Origin of the sequence: Streptomyces sp. NPDC058665 (assembly GCF_042714995.1) — a bacterium.
GTDB lineage: Bacteria > Actinomycetota > Actinomycetes > Streptomycetales > Streptomycetaceae > Streptomyces.
This window is the reverse complement of sequence record NZ_JBHXRX010000085.1, coordinates 1-20,890: the sequence shown is the minus strand read 5'-3', so window position 1 is coordinate 20,890 and position 20,890 is coordinate 1. Positions and strand designations below refer to the sequence as shown.

At 70.8% G+C, this 20,890-nt stretch carries 18 protein-coding genes; all 18 read left to right on the top strand.

The window, feature by feature from the left end:
* The first annotated feature begins 82 nt into the window (after positions 1-82).
* The 18 genes from ACFWV8_RS34570 to ACFWV8_RS34485 all read left to right on the top strand — a co-directional run bounded on the left by ACFWV8_RS34570 (position 83) and on the right by ACFWV8_RS34485 (position 20,773).
* Positions 83-2,029 (top strand): DUF5941 domain-containing protein, encoded by a 1,947-nt coding sequence (locus ACFWV8_RS34570; RefSeq protein ID WP_384213770.1) that lies wholly within the window; start codon positions 83-85, stop codon positions 2,027-2,029.
* Entirely contained in the window at positions 2,026-2,763 is a 738-nt protein-coding gene (locus ACFWV8_RS34565) for a sugar phosphate nucleotidyltransferase (protein ID WP_384213756.1), read from the top strand. The genes ACFWV8_RS34570 and ACFWV8_RS34565 overlap by 4 nt, the downstream gene beginning before the upstream one ends.
* Positions 2,751-3,812, top strand: a complete 1,062-nt coding sequence (locus tag ACFWV8_RS34560; protein WP_329378990.1) for an iron-containing alcohol dehydrogenase family protein — start codon at positions 2,751-2,753, stop codon at positions 3,810-3,812. Before ACFWV8_RS34565 ends, ACFWV8_RS34560 begins: the two co-directional genes overlap by 13 nt.
* Positions 3,790-4,569, top strand: a complete 780-nt coding sequence (locus ACFWV8_RS34555) for a CDP-alcohol phosphatidyltransferase family protein (protein ID WP_329378988.1) — start codon at positions 3,790-3,792, stop codon at positions 4,567-4,569. Before ACFWV8_RS34560 ends, ACFWV8_RS34555 begins: the two co-directional genes overlap by 23 nt.
* 5 nt (positions 4,570-4,574) lie before the next feature.
* Positions 4,575-5,447 (top strand): glycosyltransferase family 2 protein, encoded by an 873-nt coding sequence (locus ACFWV8_RS34550; protein WP_384213753.1) that lies wholly within the window; start codon positions 4,575-4,577, stop codon positions 5,445-5,447.
* A 97-nt stretch (positions 5,448-5,544) separates the two neighbouring features.
* Positions 5,545-6,483, top strand: a complete 939-nt coding sequence (locus ACFWV8_RS34545) for an ABC transporter permease (RefSeq protein WP_384213750.1) — start codon at positions 5,545-5,547, stop codon at positions 6,481-6,483.
* The gene (locus ACFWV8_RS34540) at positions 6,476-7,261 is read left to right on the top strand and encodes an ABC transporter ATP-binding protein (protein WP_384213747.1); all 786 of its coding nucleotides are present in this window, start codon (positions 6,476-6,478) and stop codon (positions 7,259-7,261) included. Before ACFWV8_RS34545 ends, ACFWV8_RS34540 begins: the two co-directional genes overlap by 8 nt.
* 532 nt (positions 7,262-7,793) lie before the next feature.
* The gene (gene hpnC, locus ACFWV8_RS34535; RefSeq protein ID WP_384213744.1) at positions 7,794-8,714 is read left to right on the top strand and encodes a squalene synthase HpnC; all 921 of its coding nucleotides are present in this window, start codon (positions 7,794-7,796) and stop codon (positions 8,712-8,714) included.
* Complete coding sequence (hpnD, locus tag ACFWV8_RS34530) at positions 8,711-9,661, top strand: presqualene diphosphate synthase HpnD (protein WP_384213741.1); 951 nt, start codon at positions 8,711-8,713, stop codon at positions 9,659-9,661. Before hpnC ends, hpnD begins: the two co-directional genes overlap by 4 nt.
* A gap of 112 nt (positions 9,662-9,773) precedes the next feature.
* Positions 9,774-11,162 carry a hydroxysqualene dehydroxylase HpnE gene (hpnE, locus tag ACFWV8_RS34525; protein WP_384213738.1) on the top strand — a complete coding sequence of 463 codons (1,389 nt, stop codon included), beginning with the start codon at positions 9,774-9,776 and terminating at the stop codon, positions 11,160-11,162.
* Positions 11,163-11,296: 134 nt separating this feature from the next.
* Complete coding sequence (locus ACFWV8_RS34520) at positions 11,297-12,364, top strand: polyprenyl synthetase family protein (RefSeq protein ID WP_384213735.1); 1,068 nt, start codon at positions 11,297-11,299, stop codon at positions 12,362-12,364.
* A gap of 147 nt (positions 12,365-12,511) precedes the next feature.
* A complete protein-coding gene (gene shc / locus ACFWV8_RS34515; RefSeq protein ID WP_384213732.1) occupies positions 12,512-14,584 on the top strand; it encodes a squalene--hopene cyclase in 2,073 nt (690 codons plus the stop codon).
* The gene (locus ACFWV8_RS34510; protein ID WP_384213729.1) at positions 14,584-15,285 is read left to right on the top strand and encodes a 1-hydroxy-2-methyl-2-butenyl 4-diphosphate reductase; all 702 of its coding nucleotides are present in this window, start codon (positions 14,584-14,586) and stop codon (positions 15,283-15,285) included. Before shc ends, ACFWV8_RS34510 begins: the two co-directional genes overlap by 1 nt.
* A gap of 5 nt (positions 15,286-15,290) precedes the next feature.
* On the top strand, positions 15,291-16,310 hold the full coding sequence (hpnH, locus tag ACFWV8_RS34505; protein WP_384213721.1) for an adenosyl-hopene transferase HpnH: 1,020 nt from the start codon (positions 15,291-15,293) through the stop codon (positions 16,308-16,310).
* Between the two features lie 128 nt (positions 16,311-16,438).
* Positions 16,439-18,337, top strand: coding sequence for a 1-deoxy-D-xylulose-5-phosphate synthase (dxs, locus tag ACFWV8_RS34500; protein WP_384213716.1), 1,899 nt, complete (start codon positions 16,439-16,441; stop codon positions 18,335-18,337).
* On the top strand, positions 18,334-19,749 hold the full coding sequence (locus ACFWV8_RS34495) for an aspartate aminotransferase family protein (RefSeq protein ID WP_384213706.1): 1,416 nt from the start codon (positions 18,334-18,336) through the stop codon (positions 19,747-19,749). Before dxs ends, ACFWV8_RS34495 begins: the two co-directional genes overlap by 4 nt.
* Before the next feature lie 101 nt (positions 19,750-19,850).
* Positions 19,851-20,492, top strand: a complete 642-nt coding sequence (locus tag ACFWV8_RS34490; protein WP_384213700.1) for a helix-turn-helix domain-containing protein — start codon at positions 19,851-19,853, stop codon at positions 20,490-20,492.
* Positions 20,493-20,551: 59 nt separating this feature from the next.
* Positions 20,552-20,773, top strand: a complete 222-nt coding sequence (locus ACFWV8_RS34485; protein WP_384213698.1) for a DUF6126 family protein — start codon at positions 20,552-20,554, stop codon at positions 20,771-20,773.
* Positions 20,774-20,890 lie beyond the last annotated feature (117 nt).

Below are 20,890 nucleotides of genomic sequence, written 5' to 3'. Positions count from 1 at the left end.
CCTCTGCCGACATGCCGTCGGCCCGGACCCCGGGGCAGAGCCGCCGCACGTCCGCCCTGTCAGTGTCAAGGAGTGAATTCGTCTGTCGACCGCCATCCTCACCGGCACACCGGTACCCGGATCGCCGCTCGAAGGCGATCTGCGGTCGCTGGGATTCGACGTGCGCACCGCGCCCGACGCCGCCGGGGCCCTGAGCCTGCTCGCCGCGGTCCCCACCGCTGACCGCGTCGCCTTGGTCGACCAGCGCTTCGTCGGTCATCTCCACACGCTGCGGCTGGCGTTGACCGATCCCCGGTTCCCGGCGGCGGCCGTCACCGGCGCGCTGACCGCGCGCCCCGAGGCGCGTGCGGCGCTCTCCGCCGCGCTGACCACCGTGACGAACGGCACGGCCGCGGGCCGTACGAGCGCGACGACCGACGCCCCCGCCGTACGCACCGGTGGCACCGGCGTGGTCACCGAGACCGGCCGGCCCGCCACTCGCAGCGCGCCCGTCACCCACACCGCGCCCGTCACCACCGAGCTCCCCCTCGCCGACCGGGTCACCGCCGCGCTCGAAGCCGACGGCACCGACGTACGGCACCCCGAACTCGGCTCTCTCGTCGCCGCCGTCCCCGACGCACCGGCCGCCCGCGAACAGGCGCTCGCCGCCGTCGCGGCCGTGGACGACGAGGCCGTACGGCTGCGCTCCGCCGTGAAGGCCCGCGACGGCTTCTTCACCACCTTCTGCATCAGCCCCTACTCCCGCTACCTCGCCCGCTGGTGCGCCCGGCGCGGTCTGACCCCCAACCAGGTCACCACCGCGTCCCTGCTCACCGCCCTGGTCGCGGCGGGCTGCGCGGCCACCGGCACCCGGGGCGGCTTCGTCGCCGCCGGACTGCTGCTGCTTTTCTCCTTCGTGCTCGACTGCACCGACGGACAGCTCGCCCGCTACTCGCTCCAGTACTCCACGCTGGGCGCCTGGCTGGACGCGACCTTCGACCGGGCCAAGGAGTACGCGTACTACGCGGGTCTCGCGCTCGGCGCCGCCCGCGGCGGTGACGACATCTGGGCGCTCGCGCTCGCCGCGATGGTCCTCCAGTCGGTCCGCCACTACGTCGACTTCGCCTTCAACGAGGCCAACGCCGACAGCACGGCCGCCACCGTCAACGGCAAGGCCGTCGTCGGCACCCCCACCACCGCGCTCTCCAGCAGGCTCGACAGCGTCGGCTGGACCGTCTGGGTGCGCCGAATGATCGTCCTGCCGATCGGCGAGCGCTGGGCGATGATCGCGGTCCTCACCGCCGTGACCACGCCCCGGATCGTCTTCTACGCGCTCCTCGCCGGCTGCGCCTTCGCCGCCTGCTACACCACCGCAGGCCGCGTCCTGCGCTCGGTGACCCGCAAGGCCGTCCGGACCGACCGCGCCGCCCAGGCGCTCGACGACCTCGCCGACACCGGACCGCTCGCCGAACTGGTCGCCCGCGCGGTGCGCCGCCCGGCCCGCGCACTGCCCGGCATACTCCCGCTCCTGATCGCCGTCGCGGGCGGCGCCGCCGCTGTCGCGACGGCGGCCTTCGGCCCGCTCGGCAGCCCCGTACTCGTCCTCGGCGCGCTCGTGTACGTCATCACGTCGGGGATCGCCGTGGCCCAGCGGATGGGCGGCCCGCTCGACTGGCTCGTCCCGCCGGTCTTCCGGGCGACCGAGTACTGCGCCGTCCTGGTCATCGCCGCCCGCACCGACGTCCCCGGCGCCTTGCCCGCCGCCTTCGGGCTGGTCGCGGCCGTCGCCTACCACCACTACGACACCGTGTACCGCATCCGTGGCGGCGCCGGGGCCCCGCCCCGTGGGCTGGTCCGGGCACTCGGCGGACACGAGGGCCGCACGCTCCTCGTGGCCGCGCTCGCCGCCTTCTCCACGGCCGAATCCGACCTGCCGCCGGGACTGACGGTGCTCGCCGTCGTCGTCGCCGTGATCGCGCTCACGGAGTCCATCCGGTTCTGGGTGTCCTCGGGAGCCCCCGCCGTACACGACGAAGGAGAAACCGCATGATCGGCCTTGTCCTGGCAGCCGGTGCCGGAAGGCGTCTGCGCCCCTACACCGACACGCTCCCCAAGGCCCTCGTGCCCGTGGACGGCGACACGACCGTCCTCGACCTGACGCTCGGCAACTTCGCGGAGATCGGGCTCACCGAGGCCGCGATCGTCGTCGGCTACCGCAAGAAGGCCGTGTACGAGCGCAAGGCGGCCCTGGAGGCGAAGTACGGCCTCAGCCTCACCCTCGTCGACAACGACAAGGCCGAGGAGTGGAACAACGCCTACTCCCTGTGGTGCGCCCGCGACCTCATCAAGCGCGGCGTGATCCTCGCCAACGGCGACACCGTCCACCCCGTCTCCGTCGAGCGCACGCTGCTCGCCTCCCGCGGCGACGGCCGGAAGATCATCCTCGCCCTCGACGCGGTGAAGCAGCTCGCCGACGAGGAGATGAAGGTCATCACCGAGGCGGACAACGGCGTACGGCGGATCACGAAGCTGATGGACCCGACCACCGCCACCGGCGAGTACATCGGCGTCACGCTCATCGAGCCCGAGGCCGCCGACGAACTCGCCGACGCCCTCAAGGCCACCTTCGAGCGCGACCCCGACCTCTACTACGAGGACGGCTACCAGGAACTCGTGGACAGAGGCTTCACCATCGACGTCGCCCCCATCGGCGACGTCCCCTGGGTGGAGATCGACAACCACGACGACCTCGCGAAGGGCCGTGTCATCGCGTGCCAGTACTGACCCGACTCATCCCGTCCCCGGTCGTCGTCGACATCACCAGCGGCGCCATGGACGACCTCGCCGGCCTCCTCGCCGACCAGCGGATCTCCGCGTCCGGCAGGCTCGCCCTCGCCGTCAGCGGGGGCTCCGGCCAGGCGCTGCGCGAGAAGCTGGCGCCCCTGCTGCCCGACGCCGACTGGTTCCTGGTCGCGGACGGCACGATCGACTGCGCGGTCAAGCTCGCCGACGACATAAAGGGCAAGCGGTACGACGCGGTCGTCGGGCTCGGCGGCGGCAAGATCATCGACGTCGCGAAGTACGCGGCGGCCCGCGTGGGCCTGCCGATGGTGGCCGTCGCCACCAACCTCTCGCATGACGGCATCTGCTCGCCGATCGCCACCCTGGACAACGACAACGGCCGTGGCTCGTACGGCGTCCCGACGCCCATCGCCATCGTCGTGGACCTCGACGTCATCCGTGACGCCCCGGCCCGCTTCATCCGCTCCGGCATCGGCGACGCGCTCTCCAACCTCTCCGCCATCGCCGACTGGGAGCTGTCCCACGAGATCACCGGCGAGCCCGTGGACGGCCTGGCCGCCGCCATGGGCCGGACCGCCGGCGAGGCCGTCCTGCGCCACCCCGGCACGGTCGGCAACGACGCGTTCCTCACCGTCCTGGCTGAGGCGCTCGTCCTCACCGGTATCGCCATGTCGATCAGCGGCGACTCCCGCCCGTCGTCCGGCGCCTGCCACGAGATCAGCCACGCCTTCGACCTGCTCCACCCCAAGAGGGCGGCCAGCCACGGCGAGCAGGTCGGGATCGGCGCCGCCTTCGCGATGCATCTGCGCGGCGCCCGCGAGCAGTCCGGGCTCATCGCCGAGGTCCTGCGCAGACATGAGATGCCGGTGCTGCCCGAGCAGATCGGCTTCACCGCCGACGAGTTCGTGCGGGCCGTCGAATACGCGCCCCAGACCAGACCGGGCCGCTTCACGATCCTCGAGCACCTCGACCTGTCCACCGACCAGATCAGGGACGCGTACGCCGACTATGCCAAGACCATCAGTAGCTGAACTCCGTCCGGTCGTTCACCCCCCGGGCGTCAAGGACCGGCGGAGCGGCGAGCACTGGGGGGGCCGGCTCTACATGCGCGAGATCTCCCTGCGTGTCGACCGGTACCTGGTGAACACACGGGTCACGCCCAACCAGCTGACCTATGTGATGACCGTCGCCGGCGCCCTGGCCGCCCCCGCCCTCCTGGTGCCGGGGATCGCGGGCGCGGTGCTCGGCGTGCTGATGGTCCAGCTCTATCTGCTGCTGGACTGCGTCGACGGTGAGGTCGCCCGCTGGAAGAAGCAGTACTCGATGACCGGGGTGTATCTGGACCGGGTCGCCGCCTATCTGTGCGACGCCGCGGTCCTGGTCGGCTTCGGGCTGCGCGCCGCCGACCTGTGGGGCTCGGGGCGGATCGACTGGCTGTGGGCCTTCCTCGGCACGCTCGCCGCCCTCGGCGCCATCCTGATCAAGGCGGAGACCGACCTGGTGGGCGTCGCCCGCCATCAGCAGGGCCTGGCCCCGGTGAAGGAGGCGGCCTCCGAGCCGCGTTCGTCCGGTATGGCGCTGGCCCGCAGGGCCGCCGGGGCGCTGAAGTTCCACCGGCTCATCCTCGGTATCGAGGCGTCCCTGCTGATCCTGGTCCTGGCGATCCTGGACTCGGTCAGGGGCGACCTGTTCTTCTCCCGCCTCGGCGTCGCCGTGCTGGCCGGCATCGCCCTCGTACAGACACTGCTGCACCTGGTGTCCGTACTCGCCTCCAGCAGGCTGAGGTGAGTGACATGCGTCTCGGTGCGGTGATCATCACCATGGGCAACCGCCCCGACGACCTCCGCGCCCTGATCGACTCCGTCGCCAAGCAGGACGGCGACCCGATCGACGTCGTGGTCGTGGGCAACGGCGCCCCGACCGGCGACGTGCCCGACGGCGTACGCACCGTCGAGCTGCCCGAGAACCTCGGTATCCCCGGTGGCCGCAACGTCGGCATCGAGGCCTTCGGGCCCGGCGGCTCCGACGTGGACGTCCTGCTCTTCCTGGACGACGACGGGCTGCTGCCCGGCGCCGACACCGCCGAGCTGGTCCGTGAGGCGTTCGCCGCCGACCCGGTCCTCGGCATTGTCAGCTTTCGGATCGCCGACCCCGACACCGGGCTCACCCAGCGCCGCCACGTCCCCCGGCTGCGGGCCTCGGACCCGATGCGCTCGTCGCGGGTGACGACCTTCCTGGGCGGCGCCAACGCCGTCCGTACGCGGGTCATCGCCGAGGTCGGCTCCCTGCCGGGCGACTTCTTCTACGCCCACGAGGAGACCGACCTGGCCTGGCGGGCGCTGGACGCCGGCTGGATGATCGACTACCGCGCCGACATGGTCCTTTTCCACCCCACGATGCCGCCGTCACGGCACGCGGTCTACCACCGCATGGTGGCCCGCAACCGGGTCTGGCTCGCCCGCCGCAACCTGCCGGCGCCGGTCGTCCCCGTCTATCTCGGCGTCTGGATCCTGCTCACCCTGGCCCGCCGCCCCACCGTCCCGGCGCTCAAGGCATGGTTCGGCGGTTTCCGGGAAGGCTGGACGACTCCGTGCGGTCCCCGCCGGCCCATGAAGTGGCGTACGGTGTGGCGGCTGACCCGTCTGGGCCGACCGCCTGTCATCTGACAGGCTCGGTTCTGAGAGCATCGGGGATAACAACCGGGTCACGGCGGTTCACGCGTGCCCGACCGGCTGCGCATCTTGAACACGAAAGTTTCAACTTGTGAGTGAGACAACCCATGACGGCGCGATCGCGATGAGCGCCCCGCCGTCTCCCGACGACGGTCTGTCCTCGGCCGAACTGGCCGCCAAGTACGGCCTGTCGGTGAGCGGTGCCCGTCCGGGACTGGCCGAGTACGTCCGCAAGCTGTGGAGCCGGCGCCATTTCATCTTCGCCTTCTCGCAGGCGAAGCTGACGGCCCAGTACAGCCAGGCGAAGCTCGGACAGCTCTGGCAGGTGGCGACCCCGCTGCTCAATGCCTTCGTCTACTTCTTGATCTTCGGCCTGATCCTGAACGCCGGCCGGGGGATGGAGATCCGCGTCTACATCCCGTTCCTGGTGACTGGCGTGTTCGTGTTCGCCTTCACCCAGACGTCCGTGATGGCGGGCGTGAAGTCGATCTCGGGCAACCTCGGGCTGGTGCGCGCCCTGCACTTCCCCCGGGCCTCGCTGCCCATCTCCTTCGCGCTCCAGCAGCTCCAGCAACTGCTGTTCTCGATGATCGTGCTGCTGGCCGTGGTGGTTGCCTTCGGCAGCCTCCCGGGCCTGTCCTGGCTGCTGGTGCTGCCCGTCCTGGTGCTCCAGTTCTTCTTCAACACCGGCCTGGCGCTGATCATGGCGCGGCTGGGAAGCAAGACGCCGGACCTCGCGCAGCTCATGCCGTTCATCATGCGCACCTGGATGTACGCGTCCGGCGTGATGTTCTCGATCCCCCTGATGCTGGCGAACAAGCCGGACTGGCCGACCTGGATCGTCGACGTCCTCCAGTACAACCCCGCCGCCATCTACATGGACCTCATCCGCTTCGCGCTGATCGACGGTTACGGCTCCGAGAACCTGCCCCAGCATGTGTGGGCGTCGGGTCTCGCCTGGTCGCTGCTCGTCGGCATCGCCGGCTTTGTGTACTTCTGGAAGGCTGAGGAACGGTACGGCCGTGGCTGACCCCATCGAGCAGGGACGTATCCCCACCGTCATCGCCGACGACGTGCACATCGTGTACCGCGTCAACGGCGGCGGTGGCGGCAAGGGCAACGCGACCGCGGCGCTGAGCCGCATACTCAGGCGCGACAAGGGCCAGGAACGCGGAGTCCGCAAGGTCCACGCCGTGCGGGGTGTCAGCTTCACCGCGTACCGCGGCGAGGCGATCGGCCTCATCGGCACCAACGGCTCCGGCAAGTCGACCCTGCTGCGCGCCATCGCCGGACTGCTGCCCACCGAGCACGGCAAGGTGTTCACCGACGGTCAGCCCTCGCTGCTCGGTGTGAACGCCGCGCTGATGAACGACCTCACCGGCGAGCGCAACGTCATCCTCGGCGGTCTGGCCATGGGAATGTCGCGCGAGCAGGTGCGCGAGCGCTACCAGTCGATCGTCGACTTCTCCGGCATCAACGAGAAGGGCGACTTCATAACCCTGCCGATGCGCACATATTCATCCGGCATGGCCGCCCGGCTCCGTTTCTCCATCGCGGCGGCCAAGGACCATGACGTCCTGATGATCGACGAGGCGCTGGCCACCGGCGACCGCAAGTTCCAGATCCGCTCCGAGGCGCGGATCCGCGAGCTGCGCAAGGAGGCGGGCACGGTCTTCCTGGTCAGTCACAGCAACAAGTCGATCAGGGACACCTGCGACCGGGTGCTGTGGCTGGAGAGGGGCGAGCTCCTGATGGACGGCCCGACGGACGAGGTGCTCAAGGCGTACGAGAGGGAGACCGGCAAGTAGCCGTATCCCCAAGGGAGTTCGAACACCAGGCACGTACACCGAGGCGGCCCCCACCGGATCGATTCCGGCGGGGACCGCCTCGGTGTACGTCGGGCGATCGAACGTTCGATCGAGAGTGTGACCGCCGGCCCGCCGCTGCCCCGGAAGCACCCCGGGGGAGTGTGCGGCGGCCCCGCCCGCTCCCGCCCGGCCCCCGGAATCGTCAAAGTTGCGTCAAGTCCGGTGCCGCTGAGGAAGGTTGAGGCGGGCCGTGATGTTGTCGTTGTGCGCGAGACGCCCCGGCGCGGGCCTGGGCGTTGTACAACGTAAGCTGTACCGGTGCTGATTCGTGGCAAGAGCGGCGATACGTCCGTGAGCCCCGGCTGACCGGCCGCGGATCCGCCCATATCGGCGGTATCCCAGTCGCCAGGCCGCGCGGCGTGTCCGAAATGGGATGTTTGGGTCGGCAGTGTAGAACGGGAGACGTGACGGCAATGACGGTTGATCTCCAGCTCCGCGAGGGTCGCGCCGTCCCCGCAGCAGGCGGTCCGCGGTGACGGGCGCCTCCCAGAGGCAGACCGAGACCTCCGCGCGGGCCACGCTCGACAAGGCGTCGGGTGAGAACTTCCCCGTCGCCCCCTTCTTCCTGCCCCGCGCCTGGCGCGAGGATCTGATGGCCGTCTACGGCTTCGCCCGCCTCGTCGACGACATCGGCGACGGCGACCTCGCCCCCGGCGGCGCCGACGCCCGCCACCTCGGCCTCGACCCCGCGGCGACGGACGACCGGCTCGCCATGCTGGACGCCTTCGAGACCGACCTGCGCCGGGTGTTCGACCCCGCGGGACCGGCCCCCGGTCATCCGCTGCTCGGACTGCTCACGCCGACCGTACGGCGCCACGACCTCACCCCCGAGCCGTTCCTCCGGCTGATCGAGGCCAACCGCCAGGACCAGTCCGTACGCCGCTACGGCACCTACGACGACCTCCTCGCCTACTGCGAACTTTCGGCCAATCCCGTCGGCCGTCTCGTCCTCGCGATCACCGGCACCGCGACCCCCGAGCGCGTCCGCCGCTCCGACGCCGTCTGCACCGCGCTCCAGATCGTCGAACATCTCCAGGACGTCACCGAGGACCTGGCGAGCGACCGGATCTATCTGCCCGCCGACGACATGAAGCGGTTCCATGTCACCGAGGAGGACCTCGCCGCGCCGACGGCGAACGCGTCCGTCCGGAGCCTGATCGCCTTCGAGGCCGACCGCGCCGGTCAACTCCTCGACGAGGGAGGGCCGTTGGTCCACAGCGTCCGGGGCAGGCTCAGACTTCTGCTGGCCGGATTCGTCGGCGGGGGGCGTGCCGCCCTCTCCTCGGTCGCCGCCGTGGGACACGATGTACTGCCCGGACCGCCCAGAGCGACCACACCACGTCTGCTGCGTGAAGTGGGAGCAGTCCTGCGGAAAACGCACAGAAAGGGGTGAGCCGGATCGTGGAGGGACAGTCCCCCGTGTCGGCGCCGGTACAGGCCGCGTACAGCTACTGCGAGACCGTCACCGGGCAGCAGGCCCGTAATTTCGCCTACGGCATCCGGCTGCTGCCCGCCGACAAACGGCAGGCCATGTCGGCGCTGTACGCGTTCTCGCGGCGCGTCGACGACATCGGCGACGGCACGCTGGAGCCCGGGGCCAAGCAGTCGAGACTTGAGGACACCCGTGGCCTCCTCGGCCGGATCAGGAACGGCGGCGTCGAGGAGGACGACACCGACCCCGTCGCCGTCGCGCTCGCCGACGCGGCCCGCCGCTTCCCGCTCCCGCTCGGCGGACTCGACGAACTGATCGACGGCGTCCTGATGGACGTCAAGGGTGAGACGTACGAGACATGGGACGACCTCAAGATCTACTGCCGGTGCGTCGCCGGAGCCATCGGGCGGCTCTCGCTCGGGGTGTTCGGCACCGACCCCACAGGGCCCGGCGCGGAGCGTGCGTCCGAGTACGCCGACACCCTCGGTCTGGCGCTCCAGTTGACCAACATCCTGCGTGACGTGCGCGAGGACGCGGGCAACGGGCGCACCTATCTGCCCGCCGACGATCTCGCCAAGTTCGGCTGCTCGGCCGGGTTCGACAGCGCGACGCCGCCCGCCGGCTCCGACTTCGCCGGGCTCGTCCACTTCGAGGCCAGACGGGCCCGCGCGCTGTTCGCCGAGGGTTACCGGCTGCTGCCCATGCTCGACCGGCGCAGCGGCGCCTGTGTCGCCGCCATGGCGGGCATCTACCGCAGGCTGCTCGACCGCATCGAACGCGACCCCGAGGCCGTCCTGCGCGGCCGGGTCTCGCTGCCCGGACGCGAGAAGGCGTACGTCGCGGTGCGCGGCCTCTCCGGCTTCGACGCCAGGAACATCTCCCGGCAGGCCGTCAGGAGGCGACCGTGACGCCGCTGTCCGGCACCGGCGACCGTGGTGATCGGGGCGACCGCGGTGGTGCGCGATCAACCTCCCCGGGACCTGGCGCGTCCCTGACTGCGACAGTCGCGGGGGAGGGCGCATGACGACATCCGGAAGCACGACATCGCGCCACGCGGTCGTCGTCGGCGGCGGTATCGCCGGTGTGACCGCCGCGCTTCAGCTCGCCGACGCCGGGGTGCGGGTGACGCTCGTCGAGGGCCGCCCGCGCCTCGGAGGGCTCGCCTTCTCCTTCACCCGCGGCGAGTTGACCGTCGACAACGGCCAGCATGTGTACCTGCGCTGCTGCACGGCGTACCGGTGGTTCCTCGACCGGGTCGACGGCGCCGGCCTCGCCCCCGTACAGGACCGGCTCGACGTTCCCGTACTCGACGTGGGACGCGCGGGCCGGCCCCGGGTCGGACGGCTGAGCCGCAACGCCCTGCCCGTACCGCTGCATCTGGCCGGCGGACTCGCCACCTACCCGCACCTCTCGCTCGCCGAGAAGGCCTCCGTAGGACGCGCCGCGCTGGCGCTCAAGGCGCTCGACCCGGCCGACCCCGCCCTCGACGGCGTCGACTTCGCGACCTGGCTCGGCCGCCACGGCCAGTCGGCGCGCGCCGTCGAGGCGTTGTGGAACCTCGTCTGCGTCGCCACCCTCAACGTCCGCGCCGAGCAGGCATCCATGGGCCTGGCCGCGATGGTCTTCAAGACCGGGCTGCTCTCCGAGCGCGGCGCCGCCGACATCGGCTGGGCCCGGGTGCCGCTCGGTGAACTGCACGACACACTCGCCCGCAAGGCCCTCGACGCGGCGGGCGTACGGACCGAACTGCGCACCCGCGTCTCGGCGGTGACCCGCACCGGGGACGGCCGCTGGAGCGTCGACGTACCGGGCGAGCGCATCGAGGCGGACACGGTGATCCTCGCGGTTCCGCAGAGCGAGACCCACGCGCTGCTGCCGGACGGCGCGCTCGACCAGCCGGGCCGCCTTCTCGACATCGGCACGTCGCCGATCCTCAACGTCCACGTCGTCTACGACCGCAAGGTGCTGCGCCGCCCCTTCCTCGCCGCACTCGGCACCCCCGTCCAGTGGGTCTTCGACCGGACGGACGCCTCGGGGCTGAAGGAGGGGCAGTACGTGGCGCTGTCGCAGTCGGCGGTCGCGGACGAGATCGACCTGCCCGTCGCGGAGCTTCGCGCGCGCTATCTGCCCGAGCTGAAACGTCTTCTTCCGGCCGCGCGGAGCGCCGAGGTGCGGGACTTCTTCGTGACGCGTGAGCGCACGGCGACGTTCGCCCCCACGCCCGGAGTCGGGCGGCTGAGACCCGGCGCGCGGACGCGCGCACCCGGCCTCTTCCTGGCGGGGGCGTGGACCGCGACCGGCTGGCCAGCGACTATGGAGGGCGCGGTCCGCAGCGGATTCAGCGCGGCGGGCGCGGCCCTGTCCGAACTCGGCCGCACCCATCGGCATCCCCTCCGGGAGGCCGCGTGAGGCCGGACGCCGCGGTGAAAGGCGCGGCGGGCGGGAGCTCGGTGAGCGACACCGCGACGAGTGACGGCGCGGCAAGGACAAGTACGGCGACGACGCGTACGGGCCCCATCAGGACTGCAACAAGAGGAGAAACCGTGCCGACTGTGCCCCCGGCTGATCCGGCTGTCGACACCGCGGACGTCTTCGCGCTGCTGGAGCGCGGCCGTGCCCTTTCCACCCCCGTGCTGCGGGCCGCCATCGGCCGGCTCGCCCCGCCGATGGACACCGTCGCCGCCTACCACTTCGGCTGGATCGACGCCGATGGCCGGCCCGCCGACGGTGACGGCGGCAAGGCCGTACGCCCCGCGCTCGCGCTGCTGTCGGCCGAGGCGGCGGGAGCGGCGGCCGAGACCGGTGTCCCCGGCGCCGTCGCCGTGGAACTGGTGCACAACTTCTCGCTGTTGCACGACGACCTGATGGACGGCGACGAGCAGCGCCGCCACCGCGACACCGTCTGGAAGATGCACGGCCCCGCCCAGGCGATCCTCGTCGGCGACGCGCTGTTCGCGCTCGCCAACGAGATCCTGCTGGAGATCGGCACCGCCGAGGCCGGCCGAGCCACCCGCCGTCTCACCGTCGCCACCCGCAAGCTGATCGACGGCCAGGCGCAGGACATCTCCTTCGAGCACCGTGAGCGGGTGACCGTCGAGGAGTGCCTGGAGATGGAGGGCAACAAGACGGGCGCGCTGCTCGCCTGCGCCGTCTCCATCGGCGCCGTCCTCGGCGGGGCCGACGACCGGACGGCCGACCTCCTGGAGTCGTACGGCCATCACCTCGGCCTCGCCTTCCAGGCCGTCGACGACCTGCTCGGCATCTGGGGCGACCCCGGGGCCACCGGCAAGCAGACGTGGAGCGATCTGCGCCAGCGCAAGAAGTCGCTGCCGGTCGTCGCCGCTCTCGCCGCCGGCGGTCCCGCCTCGCGGCGGCTCGGAGAACTGCTGGCCGCCGACGCCAAGAGCACGGACTTCGCGAGCTTCTCGGAAGAGGAGTTCGCGACCAGGGCAGCACTCATCGAGGAGGCGGGCGGCCGGGAGTGGACCTCCCAGGAGGCCCGCAGACAGCACACCGTCGCCATCGAGGCCCTGAGCGGTATCGACATGCCCGAACGGGTCCGCGCGCAGCTCACCGCGCTCGCGGACTTCGTCGTCGTACGAAAGAGATGAGCATCATCGCCATGTGTATATCCACGCTCACCGGAGGCTGACGCACCGAAAGCCTCCGTAGTCGCGCCGTCCGCCGGCTCGTATCCGATCCCCCGGACGACGGAGACCCCAGCACAGCAGAGGACCAACTGCACGTAAGGGGAAGCCATGACAGCGACGACCGACGGAAGCACCGGGGCCGTGGGACCCCGCGCTGCCGCGGCGAGCGAACCGTCCGACACCACTCCCGACGCGAACGACATCGGAGACGTCGCACGGCGTGCCACCGCACGATCCGTCGAGCATCTGCTCGGCCAACAGGACGCCCAGGGCTGGTGGAAGGGCGACCTGGAGACCAATGTGACCATGGACGCCGAGGACTTGCTGCTCCGCCAGTTCCTCGGTGTCCAGGACGCGCGTACCACGGAGGCGGCGGGCCGCTTCATCCGCGGCGAACAGCGCGCCGACGGAACCTGGGCCACCTTCTACGGCGGGCCCGGCGAACTCTCCACCACCATCGAGGGATACGTCGCCCTGCGTCTCGCCGGGGACCGGCCAGACGACCCGCACATGGCGCGCGCCGCCGCCTGGATCCGTGAACAGGGCGGTGTCGCCGAGAGCCGGGTCTTCACCCGGATCTGGCTCGCGCTCTTCGGCTGGTGGAAGTGGGACGACCTCCCCGAGGTCCCGCCCGAGGTGATCTTCCTGCCCAAGTGGTTCCCGCTGAACATCTACTCGTTCGGCTGCTGGGCCCGGCAGACCATCGTGCCGCTCACGATCGTCTCGGCCCTGCGCCCCGTCCGCCCCGCGCCCTTCGCGCTGGACGAGCTGCACACGGACGTGCGGCGCCCGAATCCCGCCAAGCCCCTCGCGTCGGCGGCCAGTTGGGACGGGATCTTCCAGCGCGTCGACAAGGCGCTGCGGCTGTACCACAAGGTCGCGCCCCGTGCGGTGCGCCGCACGGCGATGAACGCGGCGGCCCGCTGGATCGTCGAACGCCAGGAGAACGACGGCTGTTGGGGCGGTATCCAGCCGCCGGCCGTCTACTCGATCATCGCCCTGCATCTGCTCGGCTACGACCTGAAGCACCCGGTCATGCGCGCGGGACTCGAATCGCTCGACCGGTTCGCCGTCTGGCGCGAGGACGGCGCGCGGATGATTGAGGCCTGTCAGTCCCCGGTGTGGGACACCTGCCTCGCCACGATCGCCCTGGCCGACGCGGGGGTGAGCCCGGACCACCCCGCGCTGGTCAAGGCGGCCGAGTGGATGCTGGACGAGCAGATCGTGCGCCCCGGCGACTGGTCCGTCCGCAGGCCCGGACTCGCCCCCGGCGGCTGGGCGTTCGAGTTCCACAACGACAACTACCCGGACATCGACGACACCGCCGAGGTCATCCTCGCCCTGCGCCGGGTCTCCCACCCGGACACCGCGCGCATGGACACGGCCGTCGAGCGCGGCGCGCGCTGGACGCTCGGCATGCAGTCGAAGAACGGCGCGTGGGGCGCGTTCGACGCCGACAACGTCAGCCCGTTCCCCAACAGGCTGCCGTTCTGCGACTTCGGCGAGGTCATCGACCCGCCGTCGGCCGATGTCACCGCGCACGTCGTGGAGATGCTGGCGTACGAGGGCAAGGCCCGGCACCCCGACACCCGGCGCGGCATCGAGTGGCTGCTCACCGAACAGGAGGCGGACGGCTCCTGGTTCGGCCGCTGGGGCGTCAACTACGTGTACGGGACGGGGTCCGTCGTACCGGCGCTCGTCGCCGCCGGGCTGCCCGTCGGCCACCCGGCGATCCGCCGCGCGGTCGGCTGGGTGGAATCCGTACAGAACGACGACGGCGGCTGGGGCGAGGACCTGCGCTCCTACCGTGAGGAGAAGTGGATCGGGCACGGGGCGTCGACCGCCTCGCAGACCGCGTGGGCGCTGCTCGCGCTCCTGGCAGCGGGGCGGCGCGAGACGCCCGCCGTCGAGCGCGCCGTGGCATGGCTCGCGGCGGCCCAGCGGGAGGACGGCTCCTGGGACGAGCCGTACTTCACCGGCACCGGGTTCCCGTGGGACTTCTCCATCAACTACCACCTCTACCGGCAGGTGTTCCCGCTCACGGCCCTCGGCCGGTACGTCAACGGGGAACCGTTCGCGGACCGCGGGCCCGCCCGCGCGGAGCTGCTGGCGGAGGGCCGGACGAGGAACGTCGGGGAGCGACGGACCGACAGCCGGGCGGACAGCCGCAAGGGGGCCTGATGGACTCGCCGCCCGACAGAGCCGGCCAGGCCGACGAAGCCCCACCGGCCGGCGGCGGGGCTGCCCCCGCCGCCGCACCGCTGCTGATCGCCTGTGCCCTCGGCATCGAGCGGATGGCCCTGCGCAGTGGTCTGGCCGGCCGGACACGAGAGAGCGGACCCGTCACCGTCATCCGCACGGGCATGGGCCCCAAGAACGCCGAGCGTGCGACGGCGCGCGCGCTCGGAACCGACCGGAACAGGGACGCGGCCGTCATCGCGTCCGGCTTCTGTGCCGGCCTGGTCCCCGGGATGAACCCGGGGGACCTGATCGTCGCCGACGAGACCCGGGACTCCCACGACCTGACGCGCTGTACGGGAACAGGTCTGCTCGTGGAGGCGCTCTCCCTGGCGCTGCCCGGACGCACTGTCCACACCGGCCCGCTGGCCGGATCCGACCATGTGGTGCGCGGCCCCGAGAGGGCCGGGCTGCGTGCCACGGGAGCCGTCGCCGTGGACATGGAGTCCGCCGCGACACTGCGCACCGCCCTGAGCGCCGGGCCCCGCCCGGTTGCGGCCGTACGGGTGGTCGTGGACGCTCCAGAGCATGAGCTAGTCCGAATTGGCACAGTTAGCGGTGGAATATCAGCTTTCCGTGTCCTTCGTGCCGTCATTCCGGCTTTTCTTGAATGGCACCGTTCTTTGCTGCTCCCCAGGAGGTGAGCTAGATGGCCATGCCGCTCCGTCAGACCATCAGGGTCGGGACGTACCTCGTCGAACAGAAGCTACGCAGGCGTGAGAAGTTTCCCCTCATCGTCGAGCTGGAACCCCTCTTCGCCTGCAATCTCGCATGTGAGGGCTGCGGCAAGATCCAGCACCCGGCCGGGGTCCTGAAGCAGCGCATGCCCGTGGCGCAAGCGGTGGGCGCGGTGCTCGAATCCGGGGCGCCGATGGTCTCCATCGCCGGCGGCGAGCCGCTGATGCACCCGCAGATCGACGAGATCGTCCGGCAGCTCGTCGCGAAGAAGAAGTACGTCTTCCTCTGCACCAACGCGATGCTGATGCGCAAGAAGCTGGAGAAGTTCACCCCGTCGCCGTACTTCGCGTTCGCCGTGCACATCGACGGCCTGCGCGAGCGGCACGACGAGTCCGTCGCCAAGGAAGGGGTCTTCGACGAGGCCGTGGAGGCGATGAAGGAAGCCAAGAAGCGCGGCTTCCGGGTCACCACCAACTCCACCTTCTTCAACACCGACACCCCGCAGACCATCATCGAGGTCCTCAACTACCTCAACGACGACCTGAAGGTCGACGAGATGATGATCTCGCCCGCCTACGCCTACGAGAAGGCACCCGACCAGGAGCACTTCCTGGGCGTCGAGCAGACGCGGGAGCTGTTCAAGAAGGCCTTCTCAGGCGGCAACAGGGGGCGCTGGCGCCTGAACCACTCACCGCTCTTCCTGGACTTCCTGGAGGGCAAGGCCGACTTCCCCTGCACGGCCTGGGCGATCCCCAACTACTCGCTCTTCGGCTGGCAGCGCCCCTGCTATCTGATGAGCGACGGATACGTCCCGACGTACCGGGAACTGATCGAGGAGACCGACTGGGACAAGTACGGCCGGGGCAAGGACCCGCGGTGCGCCAACTGCATGGCGCACTGCGGATACGAGCCGACGGCCGTGCTCGCCACCATGGGCTCGCTCAAGGAGTCGCTGCGAGCGATGCGGGAGACGGTCGCCGGGGGCAAGTGAGGCCGGTGGCCCGTGACGTCATGGCCAACGGAAGGACAGCGGCGCACTCCGCCGCTGTCCTTCCGGCGCCGTGACCGGCAGTCACAGAGAACTGAAGGATCCGCGAGAGGATCCAGAGGGGGCCGAGCATGTCGATACTGGAGAACATCCGGGGGCCGCGCGACCTGAAGGCGCTCGACCGGGCCGAACTCGACGAACTGGCCGCGGACATCAGGGAGTTCCTGATCGAGGCGGTGGCCAGGACCGGGGGCCATCTGGGGCCCAACCTCGGAGTGGTGGAGCTGACCGTCGCCCTGCACCGGGTCTTCGACTCACCCGCCGACCGCATCCTCTGGGACACCGGACACCAGAGCTACGTACACAAACTGCTCACCGGCCGGCAGGACTTCTCCAAGCTGCGGATCAAGGGCGGCCTCTCCGGCTACCCCTCGCGCGAGGAGTCCGACCACGACGTCATCGAGAACTCCCACGCCTCCACCGTGCTCGGCTGGGCCGACGGGCTCGCCAAGGCCCGCCAGGTGCTCGGCGGCCGTGACCATGTCGTGGCGGTCGTCGGGGACGGCGCGCTCACCGGCGGCATGGCCTGGGAGGCGCTCAACAACATCGCTGCGGCGAAGGATCGCCCCCTGATCATCGTGGTGAACGACAACGAGCGCTCGTACGGCCCCACCATCGGCGGCCTCGCCAGGCACCTCGCCATCCTGCGTACCACCGACGGTTACGAGCAGGTGCTCGCGTGGGGCAAGGAAGTCCTGCGGGGGACCCCCGTGGTGGGCCGGCCGCTGTACGGGTCGCTGCACGGCGTGAAGAAGGGCTTCAAGGACGCCGTCGCCCCGCAGGGCATGTTCGAGGACCTCGGGCTCAAGTACGTGGGGCCCATCGACGGACACGACGTCGGAGCCGTCGAGTCGGCGCTGCGCCGCGCGAGCCGCTTCACCGGCCCCGTACTGGTGCACTGCCTGACCGAGAAGGGCCGCGGCTACCAGCCCGCCCTGGACGACGAGGCCGACCACTTCCACACCGTCGGTGTGATGGACCCGCTCACCTGCGAGCCGCTGGCACCCCCCGGCAAGCCCTCCTGGACGTCGGTCTTCAGCGACGAGATCACCGCCATCGGCGAGGAGCGCCCCGACGTCGTCGCCGTCACGGCCGCGATGCTGCATCCGGTCGGGCTGACGGGATTCGCGGCGCGCTTCCCCGACCGCGTCTGGGACGTCGGTATCGCCGAGCAGCACGCCGCGGTCTCCGCCGCCGGGCTCGCCACCGGCGGACTGCACCCCGTCGTCGCCGTCTACGCCACCTTCCTCAACCGCGCCTTCGATCAGCTGCTCATGGACGTCGCGCTGCACGGGTGCGGAGCCACGTTCGTACTCGACCGGGCCGGTGTCACCGGTGTCGACGGGCCCTCTCACAACGGCATGTGGGACATGTCGCTGCTCCAGTGCGTACCGGGGCTGCGGATCGCGGCCCCGCGCGACGCGGACCAGCTGAGGTCGCTGCTGCGGGAGGCCGTGGCCGTGGACGACGCGCCGACCGTCGTGCGCTTTCCCAAGGAGGCGGTGGGCGAGTCGATCCCCGCCGTCGGCCGTACGGGTGGGCTCGACATCCTGCACGTGCCGCAGGCCGGTGAGGCCGATGTGCTGCTGGTGTCCGTGGGGGCGCTCGCCGGGGTCTGCCTCGGTACGGCGGAGCTGCTGGCCGCGCGCGGCATCGGCTGCACCGTGGTCGACCCCCGGTGGGTCAAGCCCGTCGACGCGGAGCTGGCCCCGCTGGCCGCGCGGCACCGCATCGTGGCCGTCGTGGAGGACAACTGCCGCAGCGGCGGCGTCGGCTGGGCCGTGGGACAGGCGCTGCGCGACGCCGACGTGGACGTACCGCTGCGTACCTTCGGCATCCCCGAACAGTTCCTCGCCCACGCCAAGCGCGGTGAGGTGCTCGCCGACATCGGACTCACACCCGTCGAGATCGCGGGACAGATCAGCGCCGCACTGGCGCGCCAGGAAAAGCGCGAGGAGAACACCCGATGACCGAGTCGACAGGGCCGGCGGAGAAGCCGGGCAAGGCCTTCGATCTCGCGAAGCTGCTGGCCGAACGCGGCGGCGAACGCTACGAGTTGCACACCGCCCATCTGAACCACCAACTCCCGCGCATGCTGCGGACCATCGGCTTCGACAAGGTCTACGAGCGCGCCGAGGGCGCCTACTTCTGGGACGCCGACGGCAACGACTACCTCGACATGCTCGCCGGCTTCGGGGTGATGGGGCTCGGCCGGCACCACCCCGTCGTACGCAAGGCCCTCCACGACGTCCTCGACGCCTCGCTCGCCGACCTCACCCGCTTCGACTGCCAGCCGCTGCCGGGCCTGCTCGCCGAGAAACTGCTCAAGCACAGCCCCCACCTGGACCGGGTCTTCTTCGGCAACAGCGGTACGGAGGCCGTCGAGACGGCGCTGAAGTTCGCCAGGAACGCCACCGGGAAGCCGAGGATCCTCTACTGCTCCCACGCCTTCCACGGGCTGACGCTCGGCTCGCTCTCGGTCAACGGCGAGGACGGTTTCCGCGCCGGGTTCGCGCCGCTGCTCCCCGACACGGCGATCGAGATCGGTGATCTCGACGCGCTGGAGCGGGAGTTGAAGCGCGGTGACGTCGCGGGCTTCGTCGTCGAACCGATCCAGGGCAAGGGCGTGCGGTCGACGCCGTCCGGCTATCTGCGGGCCGCGCAGGAGCTGTTGCGCCGGCACAAGGCGCTGCTCATCGCGGACGAGGTGCAGACGGGGCTCGGCAGGACCGGCGACTTCTACGCGTACCAGCACGAGGAAGGCGTCGAGCCGGACCTGGTGTGTGTCGCGAAGGCGCTCTCCGGCGGGTACGTGCCGGTCGGCGCGACCCTCGGCAAGGACTGGATCTTCCAGAAGGTCTACTCCTCGATGGACCGGGTGCTGGTCCACTCGGCCAGCTTCGGATCCAACGCGCAGGCGATGGCGGCGGGCCTGGCCGTTCTGTCGGTGATCGAGGACGAGCGGATCGTCGACAACGCCAGGACGACCGGCGATCTGCTGCGCTCACGGCTGGCCGGGCTGGTCGACCGGTACGAGCTGCTGAGCGAGGTGCGCGGCCGGGGGCTGATGATCGGTATCGAGTTCGGCCGGCCGACGTCGATCGGGCTGCGGAGCCGCTGGACGATGCTCCAGGCGGCCCGGAAGGGTCTCTTCGCGCAGATGGTCGTGGTGCCGCTGCTTCAGAAGCACCGCATTCTCACCCAGGTCTCCGGGGACCATCTGGAAGTGATCAAACTGATCCCGCCCCTGACCATCGGGGAGCGGGAGGTCGACCGGTTCGTGACGGCCTTCACGGCCGTGATGGACGACGCGCACGGGGGCGGCGGGCTGATGTGGGACTTCGGCAGGACGCTGGTGAAGCAGGCGATCGCCAACCGGTGACGCCCGAGTCCCGCCGTAGGGTTCCGTTGGGTCCTGCTCCGGTGGTTTACCTCTGAGGTAATAAATTTGCCTCAGAGGATAATTCCTGGCTCAATGGGGGCATGACCGACCCCGCCACCGCTCGTGAACAGGCGACCGACGAGACCGACGCCACGACGGAGACTCTGCCGGACGTCGCGCCCCGGCTGCGCGAGCTGCGACGCGGCCGGGGCCTCACCCTGGAGGCCGCCGCCGGACGGGCCGGACTCTCCCCGGCCCACCTCTCCCGGCTGGAGACCGCCCGGCGGCAGCCCTCGCTGCCGATGCTGCTCGGTCTGGCGCGCGTCTACGGTACGACGGTCTCCGAGCTGCTCGGCGAGGAGCCGCCCGAGCGCGATCCCGTCATCCGTGCCGCGCGGGCGGAGCCCGTGGAGGCGGACGGCTGGACCTACCGCCAGGCGGGCAGCCCGACCGGCCGGGCGATGCAGCCGCTGCGGGTGACCGTGCCGTACGGCGCGCAGGGCGATCTCGTCCGCGTCCACCCGGGGGAGGAGTGGCTCCATGTCCTTCAGGGGCGGCTGCGGCTGAGCCTCGGGGACACCGTCCATGTGCTCGACCCGGGCGACAGCGCCCACTTCGACTCGATGACCCCGCACCGCCTCGCGGCGGCCGGTCCCGCCGGCGCCGAGCTGCTGTTCGTCCACACCCTGCTGACCAGCCCCGTCGGCGAGCTGTGCCTGCCCGGTGGGGCCCACCCCCGCTGAATCGGTGCCACTGATCCGCCGTCAGCTCCGCTGCGACCCCGACCCGAGAGGCCACCGCCATGTCCGACAACCCGGTGGACGCCGTTCAGCAGCCCTCGCCCGAGGAGCGCGCCCAGCCCGCCGAGCCGGTTCCCCCCGCCGAGCCCGTCAAGTCCGTCATGGACGAGGAGCGCAACTTCCCGCGCGGTCTCGCCATCCGGCTCTTCGCCTACCTCGTCGCCGGCCATGTCCTGGCCGGCTTCCTCTACCTGCTCTTCGAGGCGGGCGCCGGCGGGCGGTAGGGCCTGATCGAAAGGACAGGGTCTAGGTGTATTGATCACGAGCGTTGTTGACACTGGTCGGGCTTGATCATGGCGAAGACCTCCGGTGTGGTGGAGCTGTCTAGGACTGCACCACTC